The organism is Pokkaliibacter sp. MBI-7 (genome assembly GCF_029846635.1).
GTDB lineage: Bacteria > Pseudomonadota > Gammaproteobacteria > Pseudomonadales > Balneatricaceae > Pokkaliibacter.
In genome coordinates, this window is the sequence record NZ_JARVTG010000002.1 from 1062795 (window position 1) to 1080929 (window position 18135).

At 54.2% G+C, this 18135-nt stretch carries 18 protein-coding genes; 11 read left to right on the top strand and 7 right to left on the bottom strand.

All coding sequences use genetic code 11. The features are described 5' to 3' along the window. Positions 1-20 precede the first annotated feature (20 nt). From QCD60_RS24550 to mmuM, 11 genes are all read left to right on the top strand, one after another. Positions 21-1172, top strand: coding sequence for a GGDEF domain-containing protein (locus tag QCD60_RS24550; RefSeq protein WP_279789368.1), 1152 nt, complete (start codon positions 21-23; stop codon positions 1170-1172). A gap of 79 nt (positions 1173-1251) precedes the next feature. Beyond that, positions 1252-2136, top strand: a complete 885-nt coding sequence (locus QCD60_RS24555) for an FHA domain-containing protein (protein WP_279789370.1) — start codon at positions 1252-1254, stop codon at positions 2134-2136. Next, entirely contained in the window at positions 2136-3491 is a 1356-nt protein-coding gene (locus QCD60_RS24560) for a FliI/YscN family ATPase (protein WP_279789372.1), read from the top strand. The genes QCD60_RS24555 and QCD60_RS24560 overlap by 1 nt, the downstream gene beginning before the upstream one ends. Further along, on the top strand, positions 3478-3945 hold the full coding sequence (locus QCD60_RS24565; RefSeq protein ID WP_279789374.1) for a hypothetical protein: 468 nt from the start codon (positions 3478-3480) through the stop codon (positions 3943-3945). The genes QCD60_RS24560 and QCD60_RS24565 overlap by 14 nt, the downstream gene beginning before the upstream one ends. Next, a complete protein-coding gene (locus QCD60_RS24570; protein WP_279789376.1) occupies positions 3942-4469 on the top strand; it encodes a type III secretion system HrpP C-terminal domain-containing protein in 528 nt (175 codons plus the stop codon). The genes QCD60_RS24565 and QCD60_RS24570 overlap by 4 nt, the downstream gene beginning before the upstream one ends. Further along, a complete protein-coding gene (locus QCD60_RS24575; protein ID WP_279789378.1) occupies positions 4459-5511 on the top strand; it encodes a FliM/FliN family flagellar motor switch protein in 1053 nt (350 codons plus the stop codon). The genes QCD60_RS24570 and QCD60_RS24575 overlap by 11 nt, the downstream gene beginning before the upstream one ends. Continuing rightward, on the top strand, positions 5511-6167 hold the full coding sequence (gene sctR / locus QCD60_RS24580; RefSeq protein WP_279789380.1) for a type III secretion system export apparatus subunit SctR: 657 nt from the start codon (positions 5511-5513) through the stop codon (positions 6165-6167). Before QCD60_RS24575 ends, sctR begins: the two co-directional genes overlap by 1 nt. 27 nt (positions 6168-6194) lie before the next feature. Then, positions 6195-6455, top strand: coding sequence for a type III secretion system export apparatus subunit SctS (gene sctS, locus QCD60_RS24585; protein ID WP_104154002.1), 261 nt, complete (start codon positions 6195-6197; stop codon positions 6453-6455). Between the two features lies 1 nt (position 6456). Further along, positions 6457-7251 carry a type III secretion system export apparatus subunit SctT gene (gene sctT, locus QCD60_RS24590; protein ID WP_279789383.1) on the top strand — a complete coding sequence of 265 codons (795 nt, stop codon included), beginning with the start codon at positions 6457-6459 and terminating at the stop codon, positions 7249-7251. A gap of 36 nt (positions 7252-7287) precedes the next feature. Then, the gene (gene sctU / locus QCD60_RS24595; RefSeq protein WP_279789386.1) at positions 7288-8385 is read left to right on the top strand and encodes a type III secretion system export apparatus subunit SctU; all 1098 of its coding nucleotides are present in this window, start codon (positions 7288-7290) and stop codon (positions 8383-8385) included. Positions 8386-8504: 119 nt separating this feature from the next. Continuing rightward, positions 8505-9455, top strand: a complete 951-nt coding sequence (gene mmuM, locus QCD60_RS24600; protein WP_279789388.1) for a homocysteine S-methyltransferase — start codon at positions 8505-8507, stop codon at positions 9453-9455. A 60-nt stretch (positions 9456-9515) separates the two neighbouring features. Here mmuM and kdgR read toward each other — a convergent pair whose 3' ends face one another. The 7 genes from kdgR to QCD60_RS24635 form a co-directional block, all read right to left on the bottom strand. Continuing rightward, positions 9516-10301 carry a DNA-binding transcriptional regulator KdgR gene (gene kdgR / locus QCD60_RS24605; RefSeq protein ID WP_279789390.1) on the bottom strand — a complete coding sequence of 262 codons (786 nt, stop codon included), beginning with the start codon at positions 10299-10301 and terminating at the stop codon, positions 9516-9518. Positions 10302-10430: 129 nt separating this feature from the next. Then, positions 10431-11399, bottom strand: a complete 969-nt coding sequence (locus QCD60_RS24610; protein WP_279789392.1) for a sugar kinase — start codon at positions 11397-11399, stop codon at positions 10431-10433. Positions 11400-11592: 193 nt separating this feature from the next. Continuing rightward, positions 11593-12867, bottom strand: a complete 1275-nt coding sequence (gene serS, locus QCD60_RS24615; protein WP_279789394.1) for a serine--tRNA ligase — start codon at positions 12865-12867, stop codon at positions 11593-11595. A gap of 15 nt (positions 12868-12882) precedes the next feature. Continuing rightward, positions 12883-13269 (bottom strand): fluoride efflux transporter CrcB, encoded by a 387-nt coding sequence (gene crcB, locus QCD60_RS24620; protein WP_279789396.1) that lies wholly within the window; start codon positions 13267-13269, stop codon positions 12883-12885. A gap of 6 nt (positions 13270-13275) precedes the next feature. After that, a complete protein-coding gene (locus tag QCD60_RS24625) occupies positions 13276-14628 on the bottom strand; it encodes a replication-associated recombination protein A (RefSeq protein WP_279789399.1) in 1353 nt (450 codons plus the stop codon). Next, positions 14628-15260: an outer membrane lipoprotein chaperone LolA gene (gene lolA / locus QCD60_RS24630; protein WP_104154010.1), complete on the bottom strand. Its 633-nt coding sequence runs from the start codon at positions 15258-15260 to the stop codon at positions 14628-14630. The genes QCD60_RS24625 and lolA overlap by 1 nt, the downstream gene beginning before the upstream one ends. Further along, a complete protein-coding gene (locus QCD60_RS24635) occupies positions 15260-18079 on the bottom strand; it encodes a DNA translocase FtsK (protein ID WP_279791059.1) in 2820 nt (939 codons plus the stop codon). Before QCD60_RS24635 ends, lolA begins: the two co-directional genes overlap by 1 nt. Positions 18080-18135: the final 56 nt, after the last annotated feature.

Here is an 18135-nt window from a genome sequence, read left to right on the forward strand (position 1 = left end):
ACTATGGATTAGACCTGCCTATGCCCCCTGCCCGCTCATCCTCCACCCTGCCCATCAAACTGGCTACCCTGCTGCTGGTGTGTTTCATTGCCCTGAGCTGGAGCCTTGTGCAGCGTGAACATGAGCAGAACAGTGAGGAGATGAGCAAACATCTGCACATGTCGGCATGGTTGCTGGAACAGGCTCTGCAACCCCACCTCCGTCAGCCATCGGCATCCACTGATCTGGCAAATGACTATGCCTTTCTCACCACCCTGCAAACGCAGGTGCTGCAAAGCCTGAACTGCAACCTCTATATCATTGACGCCGGCGGACATTTGCTGGCGACTGGCCCGCAAGGTGGCCCGCTGCAAACCCAGCGTGGACAATCACTGGAGCAGCTGCCGGGCCTGAAAAGTGCGGTGGAACAGCTGGCCCAGGGCGCCCCTGACGCCAGCTATCAGGATCACGATGGCACACACCGGCTGGCTGCCCGGCTGCTGGACAATGGTCGTCTGATTGCCATTGCAGACATGAGCGAACCCAGCTGGTACAGCGACCTCAGCTCACCCGTCTATATTCTGACACTGGCAGGCATCGTTCTGGTGCTGCTGGTCTGGCGTATCAGTAACAGAGCACTGCAAGACTGGCAGCGCCAGAGTCTGGCGCAGTCCATCATCGATCCGCTGACGACGCTACCCAACCGTCGCGGTTTTGAACTGCTTGCCAGTCAGGGGTTGAAGGAAGCCAAACGCACCAAAGAAGAGTTGTCGGTACTGCTGATCAATCTCGACCTGTTTGCCAGAGTCAATCTGAATTACGGCACCCACGCTGGCGATACCCTGCTCAAGCACCTTTCCTCGCTGTTACGTACCACGTTGCGTGCGTCCGATATTCTCTGTCGCTGGAACGGCGATGAATTCATCGTGCTGCTGAAAAACTCACCCGCCGACACCGCCTTACTGGTGGCCGAGAAGCTGCGTGCACGCGTGGCTGAGCAGAAGTTCAACTTTTCCGGCGAAGCAGTGAGTCTGACGGTGAGCATCGGCGTTGCCACCCTCACCAGTCGCGATGACCTGCGCTCATTATTATCCAGAGCTGCTGGCACCCTGACCTCCGCCAAGGAACAGGGCCGTGATCGCATCGGCTATCCACACTTCAGCGGGAACTCCGCTGCCGGGCAGCCCACTTAAGCAGCATTGGCACTCTGTTGCCGCTTTACTTTATGACCACCTGCCATGCCCTTGGGGCGCAGTCACAGGGACAGTCATCATGTATGAATTACGTGTTCTTACCGGCTTACATCGTGGCGCAGCCTTACCTTTGATTGGTGAACAGTGGCTTATCGGTGCCGATGAAAACGCCGATCTGGTGCTGTTTGATCCCGGCATCAAACCCGAACATTGCCGTCTGCAGTGGCAGGAAGACAGCTGGGCACTGACGGCACTGCAGGGCAAAGTCACCGATGCCGAAGGGCACCGACTCGAAAGTATCGAGGCACTGCGCGCCAACATGGCATTTGCCATCAATGGCATCTGGTTGACGGTAGTGGATGCCAATACCCCCTGGCCAGTAGAAGATGATGAGCCCATCGCCGCCGCCAGTCAGGTGGCTACGGTTCCCGCTCAGGCCCGGCGCTCGGTTGTTCCCTTTGTGCTGGGCTTTCTCAGTGCAGCAGCCATTGTCGCCACCAGTACCTGGGCCGCACTCTCACCCGCCCCAGAGCAGCCAGCAGTGAATACCCAGAGCGCAAGCAACAAGATGTCGCTGTCATCATCGACGGATGTCGAACAGCAGCTGAAGCAGATGCTCAATGACCGGGAACTGGGCGACAAGGTCAAAGTCAGGGTACATGGCCAGCAGGTGCTGCTGACGGGTGCACTCAGCCGCGATGAACAGGATCTCGTCAAGCGTATGCTCAGTCGCTTTCAGAAGCGCTTTACCACCCCATTGCTGGTCGATAATCAGATCAGCACCCTGTCACTCAAGTTACCGTTCGATATCGTACAGATCACTTCCGGCCCCATGGGTCATGTCGTAACCAGTGATGGCCGACGTCTGTTCGTGGGGGATGAGCTGGACGGCATCCGACTGGTCTCCATTGAGGCCAGTAAGGTCACCTTCAAAGGCAAGCAGGATTACGAGGTCACCTGGTAATGTCCGGCCCTGCACAGCTGCACGCCTGGGCTCAGCGCCTGCAACAGCGTCTGACTCGGGTCAACGCGGTGGAAGTACAGGGCAAGGTAGTCCAGGTCAATGGCATCCTGCTGGAAAGCCGGTTGCCCTTCGCCCGTATCGGTGACCTGTGCAGTATTGAGGGTCAGGACGAAAAACAGGTTCTGGCGGAAATCGTCGGCTTCAGTGACAGCACAGCATTGCTGTCAGCGCTGGGGGCTCTGGATGGTATCGAGGCGGGCGCCCGTATTACGCCTTACTATCAGGAACATCGCATTCGTATCGATGACAGCCTGCTCGGCTGCGTGCTCGACGGTTTCGGGCGCCATCTGCAGGGGCGAACAGAAGCCTTCACTCTGGAGCGTGATGAATTTACCTATCCAGTAATCGCCGACGCTCTGGCACCAACCCAGCGCCCCCGTATCAGCTCGCCAATGCCGACGGGCGTGCGCGCCATTGATGGCCTGCTGACCATCGGTGAAGGACAACGTATTGGCGTTTTTGCCGGTGCAGGCTGCGGCAAGACCACCCTGCTGGCAGAGCTGGCGCGCAACATGCCTTGTGATGTCATCGTGTTTGGCCTGATTGGTGAGCGAGGTCGCGAGCTGCGGGAGTTTCTCGACCATGAACTCGACGACGAACTGCGTAGCCGTGCCATTCTGGTGTGCTCCACCTCTGACCGCACCAGTATGGAACGTGCCCGGGCGGCTTCCACCGCGACCGCCATTGCCGAAGGCTTTCGGGCTCAGGGTAAGCGGGTATTGCTGCTGATCGACTCCCTTACACGATTTGCCCGGGCCCAGCGTGAAATAGGCCTTGCAGCAGGCGAGCCTCCCGGCCGTGGCGGCTTTCCACCCTCGGTGTACACCATGCTGCCAAGGCTGGTGGAGCGGGCAGGCAATATGGAGGGCGCAGGCTCCATCACTGCGCTCTATACCGTCCTGATTGAAGGTGACGTAATCGCCGGTGACCCGGTGGCTGACGAAGTGCGCTCATTGCTTGATGGCCATATCATCCTGTCACGCAAGCTGGCCGAGAAAAATCACTACCCCGCTATCGACGTCCTTGGCAGCATCAGCCGCACCATGACCAACGTCACCGAGCGACCCCATATTCAGGCGGCAGGCAAACTGCGCAATCTGATGTCCGCTTATAAAGAAGTCGAAATGCTTATCCGTCTGGGTGAATACGAGCAGGGGCATGATCCGGTTACCGATGCTGCCGTCGCCCTGCAGGGCGACATCAATCGCTTTCTGCAGCAGGACATGCATGACCCCACGCACTATGACGAAACCCTGCATGTTCTGCAGCAGTTGAGCAACCATGCGCCGTTCTAGGTTTATCAGCGAAGAGAGCACCCCGACCGACCCGGAACTGGCCACCCTAAAAGCCAATCTCAAGGTACTCACGCCCATCCGTGCTCATCGTCTGCATACCAGCGAGCGTCACTGGCGTCGGGCCAAACAATCACTGGCAGAGATTCAGCGCCGCATCGATGAAAAGGAAGTACAGCTACAGCAGCGCCGTGAAGAACATCTGCAGCGACGTGTCGCACTGGCTGCCGAGCACCAGTCACGCAGTATCAGCCACGAAACCCTGAAAGACTGGATGGGCAAGGAAAAGCAATTGCTGCGCGATCTGGATGATATCAATCGGGAGCTGAACGAACTGCATCTGGCACTGGAGCAACAGCAGGAAAAGGTACAACAGGCAAAGCAGCAGGTAGACATATTGCAGCTGGAAAACGAACGCCTGCAGATATTCACCCATGAACTTGAGGAGGCCACATGACCCCGACCTTCAGTAACCATGAAGCCCAGGCCCGGCCTTCTCAGCAGCAGGAGCCACCGTCCTTCCGCGCTGCTCATGCCAGCGACTCATCCACCACAGAGGAACCCATTTCACCGCAAGAGACATTCAGCACTGCTGATGCGATGCTGTTCGCTTCGCTCGCGGTCAGTACACCTATTCCTCAGGAAGAGAAAATACAGACTGCACAGCACTGCACATCCAGCGACTGGCAACAACAACCGCTGGTACTGACGACACTGGAAAACCATATCGCTAACCAGCTTGGGCCTTTTCCGCCTGACAGTATCGAATGTACCTTGCTGCTGCCGCATCTGGGTGAAGTACAACTCAACGCCCGCCAATCTGCTGATGAGTGGCAGATTGACCTGACCTTTTTGCAACCAGCGGCACTCGCCTACGCACGCAGAACTCACCCGCATATCAGCCAGCGTCTCAGTGAACGCCTTGGTCGGCCTGTAACGCTGGGACTATTTCTGCGCGAGGACACTGACTATGACGGCTAGTCTGCTGGCCTCTCTTCGCCCCGTATCGCTACAACAGGCACTACGCAGCCGACAGCTGGGTCATGGCCGCAAACTGAAGTTTGCAGCCATTGATGGAGCGATGGGCAGCCTGACCCTGAGTCTGGCACCAAAAAGCGCTGACAACGACTGGCTGGACCTGCTTACCGGTATCGGTCCGATGGGTCTTGCGCGCAATGAAGCCGAGCGCTTTCTCAATCAGCTGTCAGCAGCTCCCTTTGCCAGCGCCACGGCAGAGTCCATTACTTCAGAAGCACCCTGGTATCTGCAGCTCTACAACCAGTTACTGTCTGCCGCTGCGCGGGCCCTGTTCGGGTATTTGCTCCCGGCTGCATCGCCGACACCGCCTTCGCCCTGCTATGTACTCAGCTGGCAGTTTGCAGAGAGCAGCGGCCAGCTGCTTGTGGCCCTGCCCGACTCGACGCTGGATCAGCTGCTTGATCGCGGCCCATGGCAACCGCTTTCACGGCTTGACCTGTCATCGCTGCAATGCAGCTGTCCGTTGTTACTGGGCACGTTAGCGCTACAGGCGTCTCAGATCAGCAGGCTGTGTGCGGGCGATATCCTGCTACCCACAACGCCGTTTTTCACAGCGCACGGAGAAGGGTCAGTGCTGCTGGGAGGAAAGCGCCTGCAATTGGCTTATGTCGAGGAAGGAACCCTGCCCGCCTACCAGATCACTTATCTGAGTGAAGTCACCGCAGAAGATCAATCCATGTACGACCAATACGATGACAACGCACCGTCCAGCATTCATGCCGCCCTGCTTGAGAGTGAAACACCTGTCACCCTGACCCTGCAGGCAGGGCAGATCGCCATGACACTGAAAGAGCTTGGCCAGCTGCAGGTAGGCAACGTACTGATAGCGACCGGTGAACCGCTAGGCCATGCCACCCTTTATCATCGTCAGCAACCCGTCGCCCGGGGTGAGCTGGTCGAGGTGGAAGGCCGCCTGGGAGTGCAGATCAGCAGTGTATTACTGCCGGGAATGTCGACTGACGATGCTGAACCGGAAGCGTTCTGATGAATCTGGGACAGGTCGATCCGCTGATTTTTGCGCTTTTTCTCGGCGCACTCTCGCTGCTCCCCATCCTGCTGATCGTCTGCAGTGCCTTTCTGAAGATATCCATGGTGCTATTGATCACACGCAATGCCATGGGTGTACAGCAGGTGCCGCCAAACATGGCCATCTACGGTATCGCGCTGGCCGCCACCCTGTTTGTCATGGCGCCGGTGTTCAAGGACATCAGCGTCAAGATCAAGGAAACACCGCCTGACTTCAGCTCTCTGGACAAGATGCAGAGCAGCGTCAACCACCTGATCGGCCCCTTGCAACAGTTTATGGCGCGGAACTCCAACCCGGATGTGCAGACCCATCTGATCGGCAACACCGTGCAACTCTGGCCAAAAGAGATGTCAGAGAAAGTCACCAAGGATGACCTGCTGATAACCATTCCTGCCTTTATGCTGTCGGAGCTGCAGGCGGGTCTGGAGATAGGCTTCCTGATTTATATCCCCTTTATCGTCATTGATCTGATCGTCTCTAACCTCCTGCTGGCGTTAGGCATGCAGATGGTATCGCCGATGACCATCTCGCTACCCCTGAAGATCTTGCTGTTTGTTCTGGTGGATGGCTGGGGCCGCCTGCTCGATGGTCTGTTCTATACCTATGTGTCTTAACGACAATTTGACGAGAAGGAGCCGCCGTTGGATGCGCTGACGCTGTTCAAACAAGGCATGGTGCTGGTGGTGATGCTGTCTGCCCCGCCCCTGCTGGTGGCGGTGCTGGTTGGCGTCATCGTGTCACTGTTGCAGGCACTGATGCAGGTGCAGGACCAGACGCTACCGTTTGCCATCAAGCTGGTTGCCGTAGGCATTACCCTGGCGCTGACCGGGCGCTGGCTGGGGGTGGAAATCATTCAGTTCACCACACAGATGTTCAATCTGATCGCCACCACCGGGCGCTGACATGGTTTTCAAAGGGATTCTGCATCTCAATGACTGGATTCTGGCTATCACGCTGGCCATGGCCAGACTGTACCCCTGTCTGTTGCTGGTGCCGATTTTTTCCTTTCATGAACTAAAAGGCATGATGCGCTATGCCGTAGTCGTCATTCTGGCGCTGATGGTATCCCCCGGCATTCATGCTGCACTGCCCACCGACCATTCGTGGTGGACGATATTTGCCCTGTACTTCAAGGAAGCCGTGCTCGGCATGCTGCTCGGCATTCTGCTGTCGATGCCTTTCTGGCTGTTTGAATCAGTCGGGGCCCTGTTTGATAACCAGCGTGGCGCTCTGATGGGCGGGCAGCTCAATCCCAGCCTCGGTCAGGACTTCACGCCGTTAGGCTTTTTGTTCAAACAGACACTGATTGTGATGATGGTGCTGTCAGGCAGCTTTCTCACCCTCCTGCAGGTCATCTGGGACAGCTATCTGGTGTGGCCGCCAACCCAGTGGTTTCCAGCCCCCGCAGCCGACGGTATGGATGTCTATCTGGATATCCTCTCCACGACCTTTTCCGACATGGTGCTGTATGCCGCCCCTCTGGTCGCCCTGCTACTGTTTATTGAATTCGGCATGGCGATTCTCAGCCTGTACAGCCCCCAACTACAGGCCTTTGTGCTTTCTATGCCACTCAAGTGCCTGATTGGCATGGGGTTTCTGATCATCTATATGCCGACACTGTTCTATCTGGCCAGCGAGCGTAATCTGCAGCTGGTCGGCTTCAAGCATACTTTGCAGTTGCTGTTCTCCACGCCCTGAGCAGGTGGCTCTGAGAGCCGATAACGGAGTCACGCCATGAGCGAAAAGACAGAAAAACCCACCCACAAAAAACTGCAGGACTCGCGGAAGAAAGGCCAGGTCGGTCAGAGTCAGGATGTGCCCAAGCTGCTGATTGCTGCAGCGTTACTGGAAGTAGTGCTCGCTTCGGTAGAGTCCGGCATGAGCAATATGGAAAATCTGGTCGCTATCCCACTTACATTGCTGCAGCAACCTTTTGGCTATGCCGCCAAAGCCGTAGTGGTGCAATGCATGACGATAGCGGCTTCCATGATGATCGTGGTGCTGGGTATTGCGGTGATCATGCGACTGATAGGCGGCTGGATGCAGTTTGGCTTTTTGTTCGCGCCTGAAGCCCTCAAGCTCGACTTCAACAAGCTCAATCCTTTTACCCAGCTGAAGAATATGTTCTCCGGCAAAAAGCTGTTTGAGTTGTTCAATAGTGTAGTCAAGGCGGTGGCGTTGACTTTCATCCTCTATCTGCTGTTGAAACCAGCGCTCCAGACGCTGATCAAGCTGCCACTGACCGATCTCAATACTACCTGGCATGGCATCACGCTGCTGTTTATCAAGATTGAACGTACCTGTCTGATGGTACTGCTGGTACTGGCAGCCATCGATTTTGGCATGCAGAAGTACTTCCATATCAAGGGCCTGATGATGAGCAAGGATGACATCAAACAGGAGCACAAGAACTCCGAAGGTGACCCTCATACCAAAGGCCACCGCCGGCAGGTAGCCCGGGAGATTGCCATGGGGGGCGGTCCGGCGCCCAAGCCGCAGCCCAAACTGGAAGATGCCGATGCGCTGGTGGTCAATCCTACCCACTTTGCTGTCGGTCTGTACTATCACGCCGAAACGACGCCACTGCCACGCATTGTCTGTAAAGGTATGGATGACGATGCACTGGCACTGATCGAGGAGGCCAAGGCCAGAAACATTCCTGTTATCCGCTTTGTCTGGCTGGCCCGAACGCTATACCGCGAAGATACAGGGCGATATATTCCGCGCGAAACACTGCGCTATGTCGCACGTATCTATCAGGTCATTCGGGAGCTGGATGAAGACGCCATGGAGGACGGCATACTGCATATTCCTGATCTTGAAGTGCTCTAGGCCAGCTCCAGCCTCACAACAACAGCAAGCTGTGGTAGTCTGCAGCACTCTTTCAGTACGTCAGCAAACTCGACGTACGTGTCACTCTGTGATGAGGCGATGCCTCAGGTGTGGTGGTTATGTCTGCAAACCCTATCGCGGCCATTCTGGCGCAATATCCTGTAATGATTCTTGATGGTGCCTTGGCTACCGAGCTAGAAGCACGCGGTTGCAATCTGAACGATTCCTTATGGTCTGCCAAAGTGTTGATGGAGCAGCCCGAGCTGATCAAAGCCGTGCATTCCGATTACTTTGCAGCGGGGGCCGATGTGGCTACGACTGCCAGCTATCAGGCTACCTTTGAAGGTTTTGCCAAGCGTGGCCTGAATGCAGAGCAAGCCAGCGAACTGATGGCAAAGGCCATCGCTCTGGCGGCTGAAGCACGCGATGAATTCTGGAATAGTCTTTCAGCTGAGCAGCAAGCATCACGCCCTCGTCCACTGGTCGCAGCTTCCGTAGGCCCTTATGGTGCCATGCTGGCAGACGGCTCAGAATACCGGGGACATTATGGGAAATCTGAAGAAGAGCTTATGGCGTTCCATCGTCCACGCATGCAAGTGCTGGTAGATGCCGGAGCAGACCTGCTTGCCTGCGAAACCATCCCCTGCCTCACCGAAGCACAGGCTATCGCCCGCTTGATGCCTGAGTTCCCCGGCATTGCCGCCTGGATCAGCTTCAGCTGCAAGGACGAAGCACATAATAGTGAAGGTGAGCTTTTGAGTAACTGCGTTGCCGCACTGGAAAGTGCTGAACAAATAGCGGCGGTAGGTATCAACTGCACAGCACCGCAGTTCATCCCTGCGTTAGTGAAGGCTGCGCGGGCCGCTACCAGTAAGCCAGTCATGGTGTATCCCAATTCCGGTGAGAGTTATGACCCGGAAAACAAATGCTGGCATGGGCCAGCCAACGCAGAACAGTTTGCCGAACAGGCACAGCAGTGGCATCAATGCGGCGCATCACTAATTGGTGGATGCTGCCGTACATCTCCCGCAGATATCCGTGCAGTGGCTCACTGGGCCCGCCAGCCCTGAAAATAGTACCGGCAGCCGCTTAGCCAGCGACTGCCGGTAAACTGTTGATCTACGCTATATTCAGAACGGATAGCCGGTAAAACCCGACTCAATACAGATCGCCTTCGCTGCACCATGCAGCATAGCCACATACTCTGCCTGTTGAGCGTCATTAAAACGCACTGCCGGAAAGGAGATACTCAGTGCGGCTGTAATATGACCAAAGCGGTCAAATATCGGCACAGCAATACAGTAGACGCCCTCCTCCATCTCCTCCCGATCTTCAGCAAAGCCCTGAGCTTTCACGGTATCCAGCACCAACTGCAATTGGGACAGGTCAGTAATGGTATTCGCTGTAAAAGTACGCAGCTCACAGCGGCGCAATATAGCCAGAGCCTCTTCACGATCACGCCATGCCATTAACACCTTGCCGATCGCCGTACTGTGTAGCGGATTGCGTCGACCGATACGTGAATGCATGCGCAGATGATACTGGCTGTCGATTTTATGGATATAGACAATGCTGTCGTCTTCAAAGGCGCCCAGATGAATGGTTTCTCTGGTCAATCCAGACAGCTGTCGCATCTGCTTGTCAGCGATCCTGATCAAGTCAACATGCTGGAGCGCCTTGGCTCCCAGCTCAAATAACTTCAGTGTGAGGGAGTACTTGTCGTTGTCGCCGTCCTGACTGACGTAGCCCAGCGATTTCATCGTCTGCAGAAAACGGTAGACCGTGCTCTTGGACATCAATACACGTTGCGACAGCTCGGTGATACCAATCTCGTGTTCGTCGCCCAGAGCCTGCAGGATGCCAAAGACTTTCATCACGGAAGAAACGGAATCCGGTTGGGTATCAGGATTGCTCATAGTCCGGCCGCACCTCGCCAAGTTTTAATATTTGTAGAACGGCCTTTCAGTATATTCAGAATGACAGGAAAGAAAATGTCGGAGGGGCTTCGATAAATATGCCCCCCAGCGTAGATCATGAGCGCGGCTTCAAACCTGAGGCATCGACTGCATGGGAATAATCGCACCACGGTGTTGAATTACGGTCGAGGCCAGACGATGGCCTGCTGCTGCTGCCTGCTCAACAGAATCATCACAAAGCCGGGCTGCCAGATAGCCCGCACTGAAGGAGTCACCGGCAGCCGTGGTATCAACAACCTGCTGCGGCAAAACCCTTACTGCTGGGACTTCATACAACTGTCCATCCGACATCACCAGACAAGACTCTGCTCCGCGCTTGATCACGACCTCTGTTACTCCCGCAGCCTGTGTTCGAGAGATGACGTCAGCCACCGGAAGCGGACCCCAGAGCATGTCTTCGTCGTCCAAAGTAAGGAAGGCAATGTCAGTTGCCTGCAACATCTGCTGATACCAGTGCTTTGTTACTTCAGGGCTCTCCCATAAACGTGGTCGGTAGTTGTTATCAAAAATCACCTTACCACCCTGGGAGCGATAACTGATCAGTACATCAATCAGCTTTTGTCGCGCCACTGGTGCCAGAATGGCCAGGCTAATACCACTCAGATACAGCACATCCATCTTCATCAGCGCTTCAAGAATGGCATTTGTCTCAGCAGTATCAAGCCAGTAACGTGCTGCGGCATCATTGCGCCAGTAGTGGAAGCGACGCTCACCATTGGGATCTGTCTCAATGACGTAAAGTCCGGGCAACTTGTTGTCAAAACGTTGAATCAGGGAAGTATCGATACCTTCCTGCTGCCATGCAGCCAGCATATTGTCGCTGAAGCCATCCGTACCCAGAGCAGTGACGTAACTGACTCCAAGCTGCTGCTGTGCGCTACGCATGAGGTAAACCGCAGTGTTAAGGGTGTCGCCACCAAACCCTTCAACAATACCTGTTTCAGTATGGCGTAACTCAATCATGCACTCGCCAATAATGGCTACTTGCAGCGGGTTATCGCCTGATGAGCAACGAGCAGAACGTTGGGCTGAAGACATTGTTGTTGGCCTGTCCACTTCAGTTAGAGTGGAGTCATTCTGCAAACACAAGAAAGTAGTGTCAAATTATTCAAAACAGCTTTTTATTTTTTTGAACTAATAACCGATCAGGGTCTATGCCAATGTCAGAAAACAAAAAAGGGCAGAATGTCACCATTTTGCCCTTCTTCACTTCAGGTACTGACCCGACTGATCAGATACTCAGTACTTTCAAACCGCCCATATAGGGTTGCAGCACTTCTGGAATAACGACACTGCCATCATTTTGCTGGTAGTTTTCCAGAATCGCCACCAGCGTTCGCCCAACGGCCAAACCTGAACCATTCAGAGTATGCAGCAGCTCGGGTTTGCCAGTTTCGGGATTGCGCCAGCGGGCCTGCATACGACGGGCCTGGAAGTCAGTCATATTGGAGCAGGAGGAGATCTCGCGATACTTCTGCTGCCCAGGTAGCCAGACTTCCAGATCATAGGTCTTCGCAGACCCGAAAGTCATGTCTCCCCCACAGAGGATGATGACCCGGTAGGGCAAACCTAGCAGCTGCAGAATCTTCTCCGCATGCCCTGTCATTTCCTCCAGTGCTTCGAAGGATTTGCCAGGCTCGACCATCTGCACCATTTCCACTTTCTCGAACTGGTGCTGGCGAATCATGCCACGTGTGTCCTTACCATAGGCTCCCGCTTCACTGCGGAAACAAGGAGTATGGGCAGTCAGACGCACTGGCAGCTCTGCGGCATTGATGATTTCATCACGTGCAAAGTTGGTCAGCGGTACTTCTGCGGTGGGAATCAGGTAATACTCCTGCTCGCCCTGCAGTTTGAACAGGTCTTCGGCAAACTTGGGCAGTTGGCCTGTTCCGTACAATGAATCGGAGTTCACCATGTAGGGCACATAGGTCTCAGAGTACCCGTGCTCGCCTGTGTGGGTATCAAGCATGAACTGAATCAAAGCACGGTGCATCCGGGCCAGCGGACCTTTAAGGGTGGCAAAACGTGCACCGGTCAGCTTCGCTGCCATGGCGAAATCGAGCCCTAATGGCTGGCCAACATCAACATGATCACGTGGCTCATAGTCAAACTGGGTAGGCTCTCCCCAGACGCGGACTACCACGTTATCGTCTTCACTCAAACCTTCAGGAACACTGCTGTCTGGCAGATTGGGTAAAGCCAGCAGGAAAGTATCCAGCTTGTCCTGAATCTCCTGCAACGCAGTTTTAGCCTGGTCGAGTTCTTCACCAAGGCGGCCTACATCGGCCATCAACGGAGCAATGTCCTCACCCGAGGCCTTAGCTTTACCAATAGCCTTTGAACGGGCATTACGCTCATTCTGCAGATGCTCAGTTTTGATCTGTACTTCTTTGCGAGCAGCTTCCAACGCATTGTACGCATCAATATCGAGTTCAAAGCCCTTCTTACGAAGCAGCTTGGCGACTTCTTCGATCTGGGTACGAAGGAGTTTAGGATCAAGCATGATTAGACTGTTCTATCAGAGTGAATTGAAGACTAGGCGCATAAGCCCAATACCAAGGGCAGCTGCGATGACGGTACAGCATACACTGGATAACATGTAAAGCAGAGCATGAAGCGGCAACTCACGCTCAAATAACGCCACCGTTTCCAGGGCAAAAGAAGAATACGTCGTAAGCGCTCCCAAAAATCCGGTAATGATCAGCGGCCGCCAAGTTTCCGGGAGTATGCCCTTTTCAGTAATGAGAATATAGCTGACACCAATCAGAAAAGAGCCGCAGACATTGATCACGAAGGTGGCCCATGGCATTCCTGGCTTGAAGAAGGGAGCCAGCCAACTGGTCAGTGCAAAACGGGACAAGGCCCCCACTGCACCACCACAGGCAACGAATAGAAGCATCTGCATGCCGTGTCAGTTCTCCTCGTAGCGTTTTAAATCGCTCAGTTCGTCCAGCTGGCGAAGATAGCTGAGCTTTTCACCAATCTTCCGTTCCAAACCGCGCTCGGTAGGTTGATAGAAGCGCTGATTAAATATTTCCTCAGGCAGGTAATGTTCGCCCGCAGCATAAGCGTCCGGCTCATCGTGGGCGTAACGATATTCAGCACCATAGCCGAGCGATTGCATCAGCCCCGTGGGAGCGTTACGCAAGTGATGGGGAACTTCCAGCGAGCCAGTTTCCCTGACGATTTGCTGTGCTGCTTTCCAGGCGGAATAGACCGCATTGCTTTTTGGTGCACAGGCACAATAAACCGCTGCCTGGGCGATAGCTCGTTCGCCTTCAGCCGGGCCTACTCGCTCGAAAATATCCCAGGCATTCAGAGTAATCTGTAGCGCCCGCGGGTCGGCATTGCCGATGTCTTCAGAAGCAATAGCCAATAAACGACGGGCAACATAGAGTGGGTCACAACCACCATCCAACATCCGTGCGAACCAGTACAATGCGCCATCAGGTGATGACCCACGAACTGACTTGTGGAAAGCCGATATCTGGTCGTAGAACATATCTCCCTGTCGATCAAAACGCCTGCCACCCTGCATCAGCACTTCAGCAAGTGCTGTTTCATTCACAACTCTACTGCCATCTGCTCGCAGCTCGGCGATGTCCGATACCAGTTCAAGCAGGTTCAGCACTGTTCGCCCATCACCATCAGCTGCTTTAGCAATCTTGCACAGTTGCTGATCAGAAAGCTGTAGCTGAAGATCCGCCAGTCCCTTCGCTTGCGTTAAAGCCTGATGCAGCATCAGGACCAGATCATCTTCCGTCAGAGACTTGAGCAGATAAACGCGTGCTCTGGACAATAAAGCGTTGTTGAGTGCAAAGGAGGGATTTTCGGTAGTAGCGCCCACGAAGATCAGCAGGCCCTCTTCCACGTGAGGCAGAAAGGCATCCTGCTGGGATTTGTTAAAACGATGTACTTCATCAACAAACAGCAGGGTTTTCTTGCCGCTTTGCATCTGTCGCTGCCGAGCCATCTCTACGACATCGCGTATATCCTTTACGCCTGCCAGCACTGCAGACAATGTAACAAAGTGGGCGCTGGCATTTTCCGCTACCAGCTTTGCCAGGGTGGTTTTACCCACGCCCGGCGGCCCCCACAAAATCATTGAATGCAGACGGCCCTGATCAAGCGCCATACGTAAGGGCTTGCCTTCACCAAGAAGATGCTGCTGGCCAACATAGTCGGCCAGCCGGTTGGGCCGCATGCGGCTGGCAAGAGGTTGCCAGCCTTGAGGCTCGTCCTGACTGAATAAGTCTCCCGACATCAGTTTTGCTCTATGAGATCAGCACCTTTAGGTACGGTAAAGGTAAAAAGGTCAGCAGGTTGCAGTACATCTTCCTCCAGATTACGGAAGGTGATGCGAGTTTGCTGAGCCAGCGTGTCAGCAAACATCATTTCCATCAGATGGCTGTCCTTGAAACTGATACGCAGCTCAGTGAAAAGGCTCTCTTTGTCTTTTGGCTTCAACAGGAAAAACCATAGCCCAGAGCCATCAGTACGTCCCTGCACATCGAAGGACTTCTCGATAGCCTGCACATCGTTACTCAAGAGCAAGACAGGCGTTGCGGTAGCCCGGCGATCCAGTGGCTGACGAGTGACCTGATCCAGGTCTTTGTCATATAACCAGAGATGCTTGCCATCTGACACCAACAACTGGGCGAATGGCTCATCAGTCTCCCAGCGGAACAGATCTGGCTTCTTAAGATCAATCTTGCCAGTAGTCTGCTGTAGCGGCCGACCGTTGGCATCGACCACCACCTGGACAAAATCAGCAGACAACGTCTGATGCATGCTCAGAAGGCGATGAAATGCTTCAACAGGGCTCTCTGCCGCCTGAGCTGCAAGGCTCATTGTCAGCAAGGCAACGCCGAACAGGCGCTGAAACAGGGACTTCATCAATAATCTCTCGTTGAGTTAGGAGCAAGAATGTCACGTGTGCCGTTGTGATTCGGGGCACTGATCAGGCCGGCAGACTCCATGGCTTCTACCATACGTGCAGCCCGGTTATAGCCGATCTTCAGCTTTCGTTGTACCGAAGAGATGGATACACGGCCTGTTTCCAGTACGAATGCAACCGCCTCATCATATAACGGGTCCTGTTCTTCCTCGTAGTTTCCGCCTGTATCAACGGGACCGCTGCCTTCCTCCGGTGTGTTGAGTATATCTTCGATATAATCTGGAGTTCCGCGTTGCTTCCATTCTTCAACCAGACGATGCACCTCGTCATCATCCACAAAGGCACCATGTACACGTGTAGGCAGGTTTGTGCCAACAGGCATATACAACATATCGCCGTTACCCAACAGGGACTCTGCACCGCCCTGATCAAGAATCGTCCGGGAGTCAATCTTGGAGGATACCTGGAATGCGATTCGAGAAGGCACGTTCGCCTTGATCAAGCCAGTAATTACGTCCACTGAAGGGCGCTGTGTCGCCAGAATAAGGTGTATACCTGCCGCACGCGCTTTCTGTGCAATGCGAGCGATCAGCTCCTCTACCTTCTTACCGACCATCATCATCATGTCGGCAAACTCATCGATGATCACTACGATGTAAGGCAAAGGCTCCAGATTGGGGGCAACAGGCTCGAAGGACTGCTCTGCTTTCCACAACGGGTCAGGGAAATATTCCCCGCGCTCTGCAGACTCTTCCAACTTACGATTGAAACCTTCCAGGTTACGCACGCCAACCGATGCCATCAGCTGGTAGCGGCGCTCCATCTCCCCGACACACCAACGCAGTGCACCTGCTGCCTCCTTCATGTCGGTGATGACCGGACAAAGCAAATGCGGAATACCATCATAGATGGACAACTCCAGCATCTTGGGGTCTACCATGATCAAGCGCACCTGCTCTGGTGTGCACTTGAACAGGAGGCTGAGAATCATGGCGTTAACACCTACAGACTTACCCGACCCCGTAGTACCAGCAACCAGCAGGTGAGGCATTTTTGCCAGGTTAGCTACTACTGGGAAACCACCAATGTCATGTCCTAATGCAAGGGGCAACGGTGATTTGGTCTGTTGATAGGTGTCGGCTTTCAGTACCTCACTGAGACGAACCGTAGCGCGCCGTTCATTAGGGATTTCCAATCCTATGACGGATTTACCCGGAATCACCTCCACGACACGAACGCTCATCACAGCCAGTGAACGCGCCAAATCTCTGGACAGGTTGGTAATCTTGCTGGCTTTGACGCCCGGGGCAGGCTGAACTTCAAACCGGGTGATTACTGGGCCAGGGTTAACCGCAACGACCTGCGCCTTTACACCAAAATCAAGTAGTTTGCTTTCAAGCAAGCCCGACAGTTCCTGCAGCCGCTCAGGGCTATATCCAGGCCCTTTATTTTCGTCTGCAGGGTCTAGCACATCCAATGAAGGCAGAGCAGACAATGCAGGTCGGCGGGGGATGACACTGCGGCTAGGCGCGTCCAGATCCTCCTCATCGGGTAGCATCTGTTTACCCAATGGCTGAACTTCAATACCGGTTTTCATCACTGGTGCAGGCTGGCTGTCACGATGGTAATGCTGTTCATCATCAGCTGAATTCAACTGCACACCGTAGGGCTGACCTTGAGGATTGACAGGGGATGGCTCATCCCATGGCAAATCATCATCGTCAATTTCAAGCTGATGAGCTCCTGTCCAATGCTCTTCTGCTCTCCCCTCCCCTGCTGAGTCATTCTGAAAGTGCACGGATGGGGAGGAGTGCGGCTCAATGACATGATCAAGAATGGGCAGGTCATCATCGGTAGAACCACGGTCAGCATTGGCGTTGCCTGGTTTGAACTGCTCCTGGCTGGAGAAGCGGTCGATGTTCTCCTGTCCGGTAACAGTGCGATCAGTCATGCGAGAGGCGTCAGACAGCATGCTATCTACTGGTGCAGCCGGCTTCTTACTAGTGTCAGCAGTGGTATTTTTATGTTGTGCCCGGGCATTGGCCAGGAACTCAGCAAAGTCAGGCTCTATCCGCTGTTGGCCTGCTCGTGCTGGGGACTTTGTGGCAGTGCGGCTGTCTTCTTTAGCCCCACGAGCAGACACTGACTCACCAACCAGAGGCAAGGGAGCAAAGTCGTCTTTTCTTCTGTTTTTTTCAGCTCGCTCAGCTCGTACCGCCGCTGTCTTGTCCCATATCCAGCAAAGCTGACGACCAATCCATTCAGCGACCTGAAGTAACGACAAATTGGTAAAGAGCGAAATGCCGATAAAGAATACAAACGTCATTACCAGACTCCCTCCCTCCAGCTTTAACGCTTTCAGTACATACGGCGCCAGGTTTTGACCCACCAGGCCACCGGCGGTATAGGGATAATGCAGAGTAGTGGGATCAAGATGAAAACTGGCCAGCACAGACGCACTGATGACGAGACAAATCAGCCCTAACAAACGAATTAACAGGATACCCAAGCTATACCAACTGGGGCGGTACCAGAATTTCACGACCCAGTAAGCTTTCATGGAAAACAGCACTGGCAGCATGAATGCACCGACGCCGACGACGGAAAACATCAAATCAGCTAACCAAGCGCCCCATATACCACCACTGTTCTTGATTTCAGGGTTCCAGCCCAAGTGACTCCAACCCGGATCACCCGGATCAAAAGTAAGCAATATGAGCAAAATAAAAGCACTGAAACCTACAGCAAGTAAGATCAGGCCTTCTTTGAAAAGCTGAACAATTGTATCAACAAACCTTTCCCGACTGAGGGTGTGCATTTTTTTCGCTTGCAAAATCAGTCCTTTATCTGTGACATGTCAGGAGACTTGTATTA

Excerpts from the sequence above, each read along its gene's own strand:
- QCD60_RS24550 (WP_279789368.1), top strand. The coding sequence starts at position 21 with ATGCCCCCTGCCCGCTCATCCTCCACCCTGCCCATCAAACTGGCTACC.
- QCD60_RS24555 (WP_279789370.1), top strand. The coding sequence starts at position 1,252 with ATGTATGAATTACGTGTTCTTACCGGCTTACATCGTGGCGCAGCCTTA.
- QCD60_RS24560 (WP_279789372.1), top strand. The coding sequence starts at position 2,136 with ATGTCCGGCCCTGCACAGCTGCACGCCTGGGCTCAGCGCCTGCAACAG.
- QCD60_RS24565 (WP_279789374.1), top strand. The coding sequence starts at position 3,478 with ATGCGCCGTTCTAGGTTTATCAGCGAAGAGAGCACCCCGACCGACCCG.
- QCD60_RS24570 (WP_279789376.1), top strand. The coding sequence starts at position 3,942 with ATGACCCCGACCTTCAGTAACCATGAAGCCCAGGCCCGGCCTTCTCAG.
- QCD60_RS24575 (WP_279789378.1), top strand. The coding sequence starts at position 4,459 with ATGACGGCTAGTCTGCTGGCCTCTCTTCGCCCCGTATCGCTACAACAG.
- sctR (WP_279789380.1), top strand. The coding sequence starts at position 5,511 with ATGAATCTGGGACAGGTCGATCCGCTGATTTTTGCGCTTTTTCTCGGC.
- sctT (WP_279789383.1), top strand. The coding sequence starts at position 6,457 with ATGGTTTTCAAAGGGATTCTGCATCTCAATGACTGGATTCTGGCTATC.
- sctU (WP_279789386.1), top strand. The coding sequence starts at position 7,288 with ATGAGCGAAAAGACAGAAAAACCCACCCACAAAAAACTGCAGGACTCG.
- mmuM (WP_279789388.1), top strand. The coding sequence starts at position 8,505 with ATGTCTGCAAACCCTATCGCGGCCATTCTGGCGCAATATCCTGTAATG.
- kdgR (WP_279789390.1), bottom strand. The coding sequence starts at position 10,301 with ATGAGCAATCCTGATACCCAACCGGATTCCGTTTCTTCCGTGATGAAA.
- QCD60_RS24610 (WP_279789392.1), bottom strand. The coding sequence starts at position 11,399 with ATGTCTTCAGCCCAACGTTCTGCTCGTTGCTCATCAGGCGATAACCCG.
- serS (WP_279789394.1), bottom strand. The coding sequence starts at position 12,867 with ATGCTTGATCCTAAACTCCTTCGTACCCAGATCGAAGAAGTCGCCAAG.
- crcB (WP_279789396.1), bottom strand. The coding sequence starts at position 13,269 with ATGCAGATGCTTCTATTCGTTGCCTGTGGTGGTGCAGTGGGGGCCTTG.
- QCD60_RS24625 (WP_279789399.1), bottom strand. The coding sequence starts at position 14,628 with ATGTCGGGAGACTTATTCAGTCAGGACGAGCCTCAAGGCTGGCAACCT.
- lolA (WP_104154010.1), bottom strand. The coding sequence starts at position 15,260 with ATGAAGTCCCTGTTTCAGCGCCTGTTCGGCGTTGCCTTGCTGACAATG.
- QCD60_RS24635 (WP_279791059.1), bottom strand. The coding sequence starts at position 18,079 with ATGCACACCCTCAGTCGGGAAAGGTTTGTTGATACAATTGTTCAGCTT.